The sequence below is a fragment of the Saccharopolyspora sp. NPDC047091 genome (assembly GCF_040643635.1).
Taxonomy (GTDB): Bacteria; Actinomycetota; Actinomycetes; order Mycobacteriales; family Pseudonocardiaceae; genus Saccharopolyspora_C.
This window is the reverse complement of sequence record NZ_JBEYUS010000114.1, coordinates 1-11,114: the sequence shown is the minus strand read 5'-3', so window position 1 is coordinate 11,114 and position 11,114 is coordinate 1. Positions and strand designations below refer to the sequence as shown.

Here is an 11,114-nt window from a genome sequence, read left to right as displayed (position 1 = left end):
GGTCCCGGCCGCCGCGATCAGCACGTAGGTGCCGCCGCGGGGGACGTCGAGCCGGTAGCCGCCGTCGGCGTCGGTGCGGGCCCGGTCGGCCGGACATCCACTCGGGGGTGAGCCTGACCCGGTTGCACGTCCGGATGCTGCTCGGCGAGGCGGGCGTGCCGGAGCCGGACGGCCTCGCGCTCCAGCTCTCGGCCGCGCTGGAAGGGCCGGTGCTGTTCTACCTGCGCCCGGACGCGGCCGAGCCCGCCCCGGGCGCGGAGCTGCGCCTGGTCGAGAGCTGGCGGACGTTGGTCGAACGCGTCCTCATCGACGACGCGCGGAGCTGAGCGTCCCGCGGCTCGTCGATCGTCTGCTCCGGCTCGGTGAAGCCGACGACGTGCCCCGCGCGTGCCGAGCACGCGCTCCGGCGACGGCTCAGCGGGGTACCGGTGCTCCTCACAGCAGGCTGAGCTGGGTCGCGCGGGCCTTGCGCGGGGCGGGGGTCTCGGCTCGGGTGACCGCGTCGCCGAGGCCGGTGAGGAACGGCGACGGGGTGCGGTCGCGAACCTGGCCGTGGCGGGTGCGCCGCGCGGCGCCGGTGAGCCACAGGTGGTCCTGGGCCCGGGTGACGCCGACGAAGAACAGGCGGCGTTCTTCGGCGAGCTCCTCGGCGGTGGGTCCGGGTCCGGTGCCGGGCAAGCTCAGCGGCAGCAGCCCGTCCTCGCAGCCGGCGAGGAATACCACCGGGAATTCGAGGCCCTTCGACGCGTGCAGGGTCAGCAGGGAGATCGCTTCGGCGCGCGGGTCGAGTGCGTCGACCTCGGCGCCGAGCAGCACTTCGCGGCGGAACCGGGCGAGGTCGTCGCCGCAGCGGGCGGCGAGCGGGGTGAGCAGTTCGACCGCGCCGTGCACGTCGGCCTGGACGTCGTCGGGGACGCTGAACACGACGGTGGTCGCGGCGGCCCGCAGCTTGTCGAGGGCGCTGCCGTCGCGGTCGGCGACGTGGGCGAGTTCGGCCAGCAGCAGGTCGACGCCGGCGCGGGCCGACAGCGGATCGTGGGAGCGCTTCTGCACGGGCAGCCCGGCCCGGGCGAACTCGTCGAGCAGCACGCGGGATTGGGCGTCGGTGCGGTAGAGCACGGCGATGTCGTCGAACCCGATGCCGCCGGGCCCGTCGCCGGTGACGCGGCCGCTGTCGAGGGAGTGGAACGAGGAGCCGCCGAGCAGCCCGTCGATGGCGCGGGCGACGAAGGCGGCTTCGGCGCGTTCGTCGGCGGCGTCGTGGCGCACCACGCGGTGCGCGTCGCGGTTCGAGGCGGCGTGCAGGGCGCGGCCGGGCACGAGGGTGCTGGGGGCGATGGCGCGCACCGCGGTGTCGATGATGTGGCTCCCGCTGCGGTAGTTGCGGGTCAGCCGGTGCACGGGCGCGCTCGGGTAGTCCTGTTCGAAGCGCAGGAAGAACCCGACCTCGGCGCCGCGGAACGAGTAGATGGCCTGGTCGGGGTCGCCGATGGCGGTCAGGTTCGCCCCGGCGGGGGCGAGGGCGCGCAGCAGCCGGTACTGGGTGTCGTCGACGTCCTGGTACTCGTCGACGGTGATCCACCGGTACCGGTCGCGGTAGGTGGCGGTCAGCCGCGGGTCTTCGTCGAGCAGCCGCACGGGTTCGGTGAGCAGGTCGTCGAAGTCGACGAGGTCGAGTTCCCGCAGCCGCGCCCGGTAGCGGCGCGCGGCCTCGGCGTGCTCGGGGTCGGTGCGGCCGCGGGCGAGCGCGCGGGCAGCGGCCTCGTCGCCGGTGATCTCGGTGAGCACCTCGTGCTTGCGGGTGGTGTCGGCGACGCCGAAGGAGGCGGTGAGCCCGAGGCGGTCGTGGTGCTCGCGCAGGAAGCCGAGCCCGAAGGAGTGGAAGGTGCCGACGGTGATCGCGTCGGCGTCGGGGCCGATGAGCGCGTGCAGCCGTTCGGTGAGTTCGTCGGCGGCGCGGCGGGTGAAGGTGATCGCGAGGCAGTCCCGCGCGGGCACGTCGCGTTCGAGGACGAGGTGCGCGAGGCGGTGGGTGACGGTGCGGGTCTTACCGGTGCCGGGCCCGGCGACGATCAGCAGCGGCCCTTCGGGGACTTCGGCGGCGGCGCGCTGGTCGGGGTCGAGTCCGGCGAGAACCCCGTGCGTCGGTGTTCCTGGTGGCGCGGCGGGGGTTTCGGTCGGTGCCGGGTGTTGTTCGGGTTCGGCGGCGACGGGCCGCCGGGGCGTTTCGGCGGGGGTGAACAGCTCGTCGCCGAACAGGCTGTAGGAGTCGCCGTTGCGCAGGCGGGCGAGTTCGGCGGGCTGGAACACGCGGATGGTGCCGTACTCCCCGTCGAAGCCCGCGTCGCGCACGACCTCGCCGGCGCGCAGCCGTCCGATGGCTTCGGCGACGCGCGGGTCGCTGCGGTGCAGCTCGTCGAGCGGCACGTCGTCGAGGATGCCGAGTTCGGGCCCGTGGGCGGCGACGAGGTCGGACACGGCGCCGAAGACCTTCTTGCTCTTGGGCCCGACGCCGTGGATCTCGCCGACGATCTCCGGCAGCGGGATGAGGTTGCGGAACCCGGCGGCTCCGGCGGGCCGGACGCCCGCGGCGCGGTCGGCGAGGTCGTCGACGCGGTGCTGCACGCCGACCGTGAGCGGTTTTCCGCATTCCGGGCACCGTCCGGCGCGGGCTTTGGTGTCGGCGGGTTCGAGGCGCACTCCGCACTTGCGGTGCCCGTCGAGGTGGTACTTGCCCTCTTCGGGGAAGAACTCGACGGTGCCCGCGAACCCGTCGCGGGTTTCCAGGGCGCGTTTGATGGCGTGGTAGTCGAGGTCGGTGTCGAACACGGTGGCCTCGCGCCCCAGCATCGGCGGGGAGTGCGCGTCGGAGTGGCTGACCAGGGTGTAGCGGTCGAGCCCGGATACGCGCCAGTTCATCTCCGGGTCGCTGGAGAGCCCGGTTTCGAGGGCGAAGACGTGCCCGGCGAGGTCCCGGTAGGCCTCGTCGACGGAGTCGAACCCGGCTTTGGAGCCCAGCACCGCGAACCACGGCGTCCAGATGTGGGCGGGCACCAGGTAGCCGCCGGCTTCGAGGGTGATCTCCAGCAGGTCGCGGGAGTCGAGCCCGAGGATGGGCCGTCCGTCGGAGGCGAGGTTGCCGATGCGCCCGAGGCGGCGGGAGAACTCCTCCGCGGCCGCGAAGTCCGGCATGTAGCACAGGTGGTGGATCTTGCGGGTGTGCTCGCCGTACTTGTAGATCGTCGAGATCTCGGAGGAGAGCATGAACCGCACGTCGCCGCCGCAGTTCGCGGGCATCGCCGCGGTGATCTCCCGGTCCAGCTCGGGGCGCAGCCGCAGCAGCCCGGGTTCGGCGGGTTCGAGGACCTCGCGCAGGTGCGCGAACCAGGCGGGGTGGGTGAGGTCGCCGGTCCCGACCACGGCGATCCCCTTGCGCCGCGCCCACCAGGTCAGGTGCTCGATGTCGCAGTCCTTGCTGCACGCGCGGGAGTACTTCGAGTGGATGTGCAGATCGGCGTGAAAGCGCACCCGACGATCTTGCCAGGCCGCCGTCCGGTGCCCGGCCGGTGGGTTTCACGAATGCGGCCCGGTGGGGTGGTGCGTCCCAGTAGGGTCGGCGGCGCTCGCCGGATCACTGGGGTGGCGGGCGGTCCAGGCACTCGACCGCGTCTCCGGCCGGACCGGGCCGCGGCCGCGCGCCGTGCTCGTCGGGAGGATTCCTCGTGCTGCTGCTGACCGCTGATCTGGTGCTGCCCGGCCCGGACGGGGACCGGGTTCCCGACGGCGCGGTGCTGGTGGAGGGGTCCACGATCGTCGCCGCCGGGCCGCGCGCCGAACTCGACCGGCATCCGGGGGCCGCAGGTGCGCGGCGCCGCGACTTCCCGGGCGCGACGATCCTGCCCGGCCTGATCAACGGGCACGCGCACCTGGTGTGGGACGCGAGCATGACGATGCTGCAGAACTACTTCGACGCTGACGACACCGAACTGCTGCTCGGCGTCGTGAGCCGCTCGCAGCAGGCCTTGCGCGCCGGTGTCACGACGCTGCGCGACCTGGGGGATCGGCGCGGCCTGGTGCTGCGAGTACGGGACGCGGTCAATGGCGGCGAACTCACTGGTCCACGCCTCCTCTGTTCCGCCGCGCCCCTGACACCGCCGAAGGGGCATTGCTGGTTCTTCGGCGGCGAGGTCTCCGGAGTCGACGCGATCCGCGCCCAGATCCGCCACAACGCCGAGCTCGGCGCCGACGTCATCAAGGTGATGGCTTCCGGAGGGGAAACGACCCCGGACTCCCCGCCGACGTGGGCGCAGCAGTTCAGCGCCGAGGAGTTGCGCGTCGTGGTCGCCGAAGCCACCGCCGCCGGCCTGCCCGTCGCCGCGCACGCCCACGGCTCCCAGTCCATCGCCGACGCCGTCGCGGCCGGGGTGTCCACCATCGAGCACTGCTCGTGGCTGGGTGCCGAGAACTCCGGCCCGGATCTGCGCGAGGACGTCGCACGCGAGATCAGCGCCCGCGGCATCGCCGTCTGCCACGCGTATCCGCCGGACTGGCGCGGCTTCGCCGAATTCGTCGGCGAGCAGCGGTTCCAGGCCGCGTTGGACCGGGTGCGCTGGATGGACGGGTTCGGCGTGCACTTCCTGCCCGGCACCGACGGCGGCCTGCCGACGTCGGTGTTCGACGACTACGCCGGGGCGCTGTCGTACTACGTGGAAGCGGTGGGCTGGACGCCGGGCCGGGTGGTGGAACTGGCGACCTCCGGTGCGGCGGCCGCCCTGGGCCTGGAGCGGGTGGGCCGGGTGGCCGCGGGCTTCGACGCGGACCTGCTCGTCGTCGACGGCGACCCGAGCGCCGACGTGCACGCCCTGCACCGCCAGCGCCTCGTCCTCGCCCGGGGTAACCCGATCACTCCGGCCTGACCGGCGCCCCACCGGTGTCGCGGCGGGGCGCCGGTCGGGCTCAGCGGGCGAGCGCGGGTTCCGGGAGGGCGCGCAGGGCCTTCTTGTCGACCTTGCCGATCGGGGTGGTCGGCAGCTCGGGCATCGGCACCACCTCGTGCGGGGTGTAGTTCGAGCCGAGTTCCGCGGTGACCGCGTCGGGCACGGCGTCGAGGTCGATGTCCTCGCCGACGAGGAACAGCCGCACCCGTTCGCCCACGGCCTCGTCGGGGATGCCGACGGCCGCGGCGTGGCGCACGCCGGGCAGGGTGTGCAGGAAGTCCTCCAGCAGGCGGCTGTAGACGTTCCCGCTCGCCTCACCGGTGACGATGATGTCCTTCGCGCGGTCCACCAGGTACAGGTAGCCGTCGGCGTCGAGGTAGCCGATGTCGCCGGTGCGCAGCCACCCGTCGGCGTCGACGGCGTTCGCGGTGCGCTCGGGGTCGTTCCAGTAGCCGAGCATCCGCATCGGGTTGAGCGAACAGACCTCACCGGCTTCGCCCTGCGGCAGCACCGCGCCGTCCTCCCCGCGGATCTGCACCTGGGTGCCGGGGAAGGGGCGTCCGCAGCTGCGCCACAGCGGGGAGGCGTGGTCGGCGGGGTCGGGCAGCTCCTGCGGGGGCATGGTGACGATGCCCGCGCACTCGGTCTGCCCGTAGCCCTGGGCGATGATCGGGCCGAACATCTCCACGGCCTGCCGGAGCCGTTCCGGTGCGACCGGTGCCGCGCCCAAGGTGAGCTGCCGAAGCGAGGGCAGCGCGCCCGGGGTGCACTCCGGGTGGTCCAGCAGCTGGTACAGCATCGGCGGGACGAGCATCGTGGCGGTGATCTTCTCGTCGCGCAGGGCGGTGAAGGCGGCGTCGGCGTCCCATTCGGGCAGCACCAGCAGCGGTGAGCCGGTCATGAAGGCGTGCAGCATCGTCATGTGCCCGCTGGTGTGGGTCAGCAGGGTGACCGCGAGGACGCGGTCCTCGCCGGTCGCCCGCTGGGCGCGCATCATCTCCGCCATGGCCGCGATGGCGTCGTAGGGGGTCCTGCCGTGGGCGGCGAGCTTCGGCTTGCCGAGGGTGCCGCCGGTGTAGAAGACGGTGACCGCCTCGTCCGGGCCGGGTTCCGGTGCGGGCTCGGGGCGGTGCGCGGGCTGCTGCGCGGCGAGCGCCAGCAGGTCGGCGTCGGTGAAGGAGTCGGGGGCGGCGCCCAGGCTCAGCAGCGCGGGGGTGGTGGTGCAGCGTTCGGCGGCGCGCAGGGCCTGCTGCCCGTGCGCGGGGTCGACGACGATGATCCGCGCGCCGGACTGGTCGACGAGCCCGGCGAGTTCCCCGGGGCCGGGTTCCGGGGGGAGCATCACCGCGCGGCAGCCGATCAGGTGCACCGCGAGCACCACCAGCGCCGATTCCGCGCGGTTGGTGAGGAACAGCCCGACGGCGCCGCCGGGTGCGAGCCCCTGCTCGCGCAGTGCGTGTCCGATCTGGAACAGCAGCCGGCGGGCCTGTCCGCGGGTGAGCCGCACCGTGCCGTCCACGATCGCGTCGCGTTCCTCGTCCTGCTCCCACTGGGAGAGAATCCGCTCTAAGTACATACCGGGTGGGAACGTGGCATTGGAAATCACCGGAGTATGCAATCACGCGGTAACACCCCCGACTTCCAGAACCCTGCGCCCACGCCCCAAAATAGCCGGTTCGTCCTATTCGGCCGGTCCCTCGGCCGGCAGCGGACGGTGCCCCCTCGAAACGGACCCACTCCGCACGACATTCGGGCCCCGGTCGCGTTGCACGCCGCGCACGGTGGTCGAGCTTTGGTGTGGTGCCGCGGAAACGCCGCCGCCGGTGCTGGCGTGGGCTGAACACCGCTTCGATCATGGCGTTCCCCTTGACCAGGAGGTGTGCCATGCCGACCGCGAACGCATCGAGCGTCCGAGGCCAGGAACTCGGCGAACAGCTGCGCGTGTTGCGCTCGGAATCCGGGCTGAACATGGAGAACGCCGCGCGCCGGATCGACATGTCCTTCAGCCAGCTCAGCCGCATCGAGGGCGGCCGACGGCGCGCCGCACCCGAAGTCGTGGCAGCGCTGCTGGCCACCTACGGGGTCACCGGACGCCGCCGGGCCACTGCACTCGCACTCGCCCGTGAACACGACGCGCACGGGTGGTGGCGACGCGACAGGCCGGATTTCCCGGAGCGGCAGCGGACCTTGATCTCATTAGAGTCCAAGGCCGAACGCATCGTGAACTACACGACCGTCGCCGTCCCGGGGTTGTTGCAGACCGGCGAGTACATGCGCGCGACCCTCGAAGAGGCCTCGATGCTGCCGGGCGATCTCGTCGAAAAGCGCATGGAGACCCGGATGAGTCGCCACGCTGCCGTGTTCGACAGGAGAGCCTGTTCCGTGGTCGCGCTCATCGACGAACTGGTGCTGCACCGAAGGGTGGGAGGGCCGCACGTACTGGTTCGGCAGTTGGAGCAGCTGGTCTACTGGTCGACGCGTGCGGAGGTCACGATTCGCGTGCTGCCCAACGAGCGGCTGCCGCCGGGAGGGGGCGGTTCGTTCCAGTTGATCAGGCAGCGCCGTGGTCACGACGTCGTGTTCCTCGAACACCTCGGATCGAGCCTGTTCGTCGAGAACGCGCACGACGTCGCCACGTACCGCGACGCCGTGCGAGGAATGCTCGATCTTGCGCTGGGCAAGGAGGATTCGGTTCACTTGATCGAGGACGTCGCCCGGAACATCCATGCGGAGGCGGGACATGAGCACATCCTTTGAGCCGGAGAACCTCACCTGGCGCAAGAGCAGCCGCAGTCTCACCGAGGAGTGCGTGGAAGTCGCGGCGCTGCCGGCGCGCGTCGCGGTCCGCGACTCGAAGAGCCCCGACGGCGCGGTCCTGCTGTTCAGCCGCCGCGCCTTCCGCCAGTTCCTCCAAGACGTCCGCATCCGCGACGAGGACACCCTCGCCTGAACACCCGCAGGTGAGTGGCCCGTTCGCCCAACCTCGCGGGGCGGATGGGCCACACACCTGTCCGGAATTCGGACGCGAACGCGTTGCGGAGGTGGCAAGCCGTCGGGCTCGCGGGTGGTCCCGGGAAAAACACCGCCGCGGGTGCGGGGCGAACCGGCTCGGCGGGTCGATCATGGCCGCTTCCCGAGTCGAGGAGGTGCGGGCCGTGGCACCGCAGGAGATCACCGTTCGTGGACAGGAACTGGGCACGTGGCTGCGGACGTTCCGCACCGCGGCGGGCATGTCGCTTGCGGCGGCGTCCGCGCGCATCGACTGGTCCACCGGCCAGCTCAGCAGGGTGGAGAGCGGGCGGCGCACGCCGCGCGTGGAGGCGGTCGCCGCCCTGCTGGCGGTCTACGGCATCACCGGTGCGCGGCGCACCAGCGCGCTCGCGTTGGCGCGCGACCAGGGCCGCGACGGCTGGCGGTACCCGGATCGCCCGGACTTCCCGGAACGCCAGCGGACCCTGATCTCCTTGGAGTCGCGGGCCACCAGCATCGTCGGCTACGAGGGCATGCTGGTGCCGGGCCTGCTGCAGACCGGTGAGTACACGCGTGCGTTGATGTCGGATTCCGGGCTGGTCGCACCGGATGCGGTCGAGGGCCGGATGGTGACGCGGCTGGACCGGCATCGGCTGCTGCGCCGCGATGACGCCCCGCCGCTGGTCGCGATCATCGACGAACTGGCGCTGCGACGGGTGATCGGCGGGGTGGACGTGCAGCGCCGCCAGCTCGAACACCTCTTGGATCTGGGGCGCTGGCCGCGGATCCGAATCCACGTGCTGGCGAACTCGGGAGCGCACGCGGGGGTGAACGGTTCGTTCGCGCTGCTGCGGCAGGCCGACGGGCCGGACGTGGTGTTCCTGGAGAACCTCACCTGCAGCCTGTTCGTGGAGGACCCGGCGGAGATCGCGACCTACGAGTCGGCCGTTCGGAACCTGTTGACCCAGGCACTCACTCAGACACAATCGAGTGAAGTGATTGCCGGCCTGGCAACAGTGATGGACGGGGAGACCGACCGCGCGTGGAGCCCACCGACTTAACCCACCTGACCTGGTCCAAGAGCAGCTACAGCGGCACGCAGGAGAACTGCGTCGAAGTGGCCCGCACCGCGCGGCTGGCGGTGGTGCGGGATTCGAAGAACCCCGGCGGCGGGGTGCTGGTGTTCGGTGCGCAGGCGTTCGGCCTGTTCTTGCAGGACGTGCGGGCGCGCGACGAGGACACCCACGCCTGAACGGCCCGTTCGTCCGGGGTGGTCGGGCGAACGGGCCGTTCGCTCATGTCACCGGGCTGCGGCGGGCCTCGCGCACGGCGAGGAGACCGCCTGCGGCGGGGATCAGGGCGAGGAGCCTGGCGCGGACGGGTGTCGGGGTGGCCCAGGTGGCGGCGATCGTGAGCAGGTAGGCGCAGCCGTGGATCGGGCCGGTGGCCGAGGCGACCGGCGCCCAGTGCACGGTGGCGAGATTGACCAGCAGCACCAGCAGCGAGGCTGCTTCGACGAGGGCGGCCGCGCGCAGCAGGCGGAGTTCTCCGCGCATCCCGGTCACGCCCCCGTCGTCGAACCGGGCCGGATGATCATGAGCACGACCACGACCGCCCACAGCAGGTTGAACATCCCGGTGCTCATGCCCAGCCGCGCGGGCAGCCGGGACGCGCCCACCGCACCGGCGTCACCGGCCAGTTCCAGGGCGCGGGATTGCGCGGGCAGGATCACCGCCACCAGCAGTGCGGCGGCCGCAGCGGTCAGCACGATCGAGGTGATCAGCCACGCGTCGCCGAGCACCCCCAGCTGCAGCGCGGTCGCCAGCCCGAACACCGGCACCACGATGCCGACCAGCGCGTACACCCGGCACAGCCGGTGCAGGGCGCGCAGCACCCCGGTCGCGGCCGGGTCGGTGGCGGCGCGCAGGTAGCGGGGGAACGCGCTGCCCGCGACGGCGACCGGGCCGATGGCCAGGACCGCCGCGAGCACGTGCACGCTGAGCAGGAACTTCGTCACGAGGGGCTCTTTCTCTCCGAGGGTCGGAGGGAAAGCTAGTCGGCTGCCGCAACACCCGGCAGTGGCGTGATCGCCAACAACCACCGGATTCTCGCCACTGCGAGCGGATGCGGGGCGCCGGCAGGCGAGTCAGTTCCGGGTGATCCGCAGCAGGCGGTAGTCGCCGCGGTGTCCCGCTTCCAGCTCGACGTCGCCGGAGTCCGGGCCGAACCCGATCTGCTGGTTCGCAGCCCCGGTACCGGGGATGGACTCGACCTCGACCGCGAGGGGCCGGTAGGACGGATCCCCCTGGCCGGCCGCGTTGATCGCACCGATCCGCTGCTGCAACCGGGCGGCGTAGGTGCTCTCGGGTTCGTTGTCGGTGAGCACGAACGCGCGGCTGCCGCTGCCGAGCACGTGGTCCAGGGCAGCGGCGAGATCCGAACCCGCCGCTGCCATCGTCCACGGCCCCGGATGCGGGACGAACACGTCCGTCCTGGGCACGTGCTCGCCGAACGAGGTGATCGAGTCCGCGTGCAGCATCACCGCAGCGTCGGGGACCATCTGCTCATCCAGGACGCGCCGGATCGCGCTCCCGTTCATCTCCGGGTCGTAGGCGAACACGTTGCTCCGACTGTTCGCCAATTCGGCCAGGAAACGCCCCTCGCGGCGGTGTGGTCCGCTGACCGCACCCGTCACGATGCTGCGCGACAGGTCCTGCAAGACGAAGAATTCGTCCGAGTCGACCTTCGCCGCGAGGCCCTGCCGCTGGGCGGGGGTCAGGTCCTGGAACTCCGGACGTGCGGTGATCTGCTCCAGCGTCACCTGCTCGGGGTTGTCGGCATCTTGGTAGTCGATGACGGTGCGCTGCACGGGCGTCGCGTCGCCGCGGGGCGGGCGGTCACCGAGCAGCCGGGCGACCGCGGCGTTGCCCACCACCCGCTGCAGCGCCGCGACACCGTGCGGCCCCCGCTCGCCCAGCGCGGCGACCACGTCGTTCTCCGCGTCCCGGCCCGACGGGTGCCCCCGCCGAGGTCGTGCCACAGCCGAGCGCTGATCGCGAGTACGACGCATCGAGTCCTCCCCGGACGGACGTGATCGACGTGCGGTGCCCACCGTCGCCGCCCCCGGTGCGGCCCGGAAAGGGACGAAAGGGCACCACCAGGTGCGGGCGGGATGAACGTCTACATCGCGCAGACCGCGACGCGGCT

General features: G+C 72.1%; 11 protein-coding genes. 6 read left to right on the top strand and 5 right to left on the bottom strand.

Annotated features, from left to right (window positions below):
• Positions 1–107: 107 nt before the first annotated feature.
• A complete protein-coding gene (locus ABZ805_RS28270) occupies positions 108–326 on the top strand; it encodes a hypothetical protein (protein ID WP_358446661.1) in 219 nt (72 codons plus the stop codon).
• Between the two features lie 109 nt (positions 327–435).
• Here ABZ805_RS28270 and ABZ805_RS28265 read toward each other — a convergent pair whose 3' ends face one another.
• The gene (locus ABZ805_RS28265; RefSeq protein WP_358446658.1) at positions 436–3,528 is read right to left on the bottom strand and encodes a UvrD-helicase domain-containing protein; all 3,093 of its coding nucleotides are present in this window, start codon (positions 3,526–3,528) and stop codon (positions 436–438) included.
• 194 nt (positions 3,529–3,722) lie between these two features.
• Between ABZ805_RS28265 and ABZ805_RS28260 the strand changes: the two genes are divergently transcribed.
• Positions 3,723–4,916 carry an amidohydrolase family protein gene (locus ABZ805_RS28260; protein ID WP_358446655.1) on the top strand — a complete coding sequence of 398 codons (1,194 nt, stop codon included), beginning with the start codon at positions 3,723–3,725 and terminating at the stop codon, positions 4,914–4,916.
• Positions 4,917–4,956: 40 nt separating this feature from the next.
• On the opposite strand, the gene ABZ805_RS28255 is transcribed toward ABZ805_RS28260, so the two are convergent.
• A complete protein-coding gene (locus ABZ805_RS28255; protein ID WP_358446652.1) occupies positions 4,957–6,513 on the bottom strand; it encodes an AMP-binding protein in 1,557 nt (518 codons plus the stop codon).
• Between the two features lie 308 nt (positions 6,514–6,821).
• Between ABZ805_RS28255 and ABZ805_RS28250 the strand changes: the two genes are divergently transcribed.
• From ABZ805_RS28250 to ABZ805_RS28235, 4 genes are read left to right on the top strand one after another with little or no spacing between them, the layout of a single operon-like run.
• Positions 6,822–7,694, top strand: coding sequence for a helix-turn-helix transcriptional regulator (locus ABZ805_RS28250; RefSeq protein WP_358446649.1), 873 nt, complete (start codon positions 6,822–6,824; stop codon positions 7,692–7,694).
• The gene (locus ABZ805_RS28245; protein WP_358446646.1) at positions 7,678–7,887 is read left to right on the top strand and encodes a DUF397 domain-containing protein; all 210 of its coding nucleotides are present in this window, start codon (positions 7,678–7,680) and stop codon (positions 7,885–7,887) included. The genes ABZ805_RS28250 and ABZ805_RS28245 overlap by 17 nt, the downstream gene beginning before the upstream one ends.
• Before the next feature lie 10 nt (positions 7,888–7,897).
• Positions 7,898–8,968 (top strand): Scr1 family TA system antitoxin-like transcriptional regulator, encoded by a 1,071-nt coding sequence (locus ABZ805_RS28240; RefSeq protein WP_358446644.1) that lies wholly within the window; start codon positions 7,898–7,900, stop codon positions 8,966–8,968.
• Positions 8,950–9,159, top strand: coding sequence for a DUF397 domain-containing protein (locus ABZ805_RS28235; RefSeq protein WP_358446642.1), 210 nt, complete (start codon positions 8,950–8,952; stop codon positions 9,157–9,159). The genes ABZ805_RS28240 and ABZ805_RS28235 overlap by 19 nt, the downstream gene beginning before the upstream one ends.
• Positions 9,160–9,202: 43 nt before the next feature.
• On the opposite strand, the gene ABZ805_RS28230 is transcribed toward ABZ805_RS28235, so the two are convergent.
• The 3 genes from ABZ805_RS28230 to ABZ805_RS28220 all read right to left on the bottom strand — a co-directional run bounded on the left by ABZ805_RS28230 (position 9,203) and on the right by ABZ805_RS28220 (position 10,947).
• On the bottom strand, positions 9,203–9,463 hold the full coding sequence (locus ABZ805_RS28230) for a DUF3817 domain-containing protein (RefSeq protein WP_358446664.1): 261 nt from the start codon (positions 9,461–9,463) through the stop codon (positions 9,203–9,205).
• Between the two features lie 5 nt (positions 9,464–9,468).
• Positions 9,469–9,924 (bottom strand): hypothetical protein, encoded by a 456-nt coding sequence (locus tag ABZ805_RS28225; RefSeq protein WP_358446640.1) that lies wholly within the window; start codon positions 9,922–9,924, stop codon positions 9,469–9,471.
• Positions 9,925–10,053: 129 nt separating this feature from the next.
• A complete protein-coding gene (locus ABZ805_RS28220) occupies positions 10,054–10,947 on the bottom strand; it encodes a hypothetical protein (RefSeq protein ID WP_358446637.1) in 894 nt (297 codons plus the stop codon).
• Positions 10,948–11,114: the final 167 nt, after the last annotated feature.

Excerpts from the sequence above, each read along its gene's own strand:
- ABZ805_RS28255 (WP_358446652.1), bottom strand. The coding sequence starts at position 6,513 with ATGTACTTAGAGCGGATTCTCTCCCAGTGGGAGCAGGACGAGGAACGC.
- ABZ805_RS28250 (WP_358446649.1), top strand. The coding sequence starts at position 6,822 with ATGCCGACCGCGAACGCATCGAGCGTCCGAGGCCAGGAACTCGGCGAA.
- ABZ805_RS28245 (WP_358446646.1), top strand. The coding sequence starts at position 7,678 with ATGAGCACATCCTTTGAGCCGGAGAACCTCACCTGGCGCAAGAGCAGC.
- ABZ805_RS28230 (WP_358446664.1), bottom strand. The coding sequence starts at position 9,463 with ATGCGCGGAGAACTCCGCCTGCTGCGCGCGGCCGCCCTCGTCGAAGCA.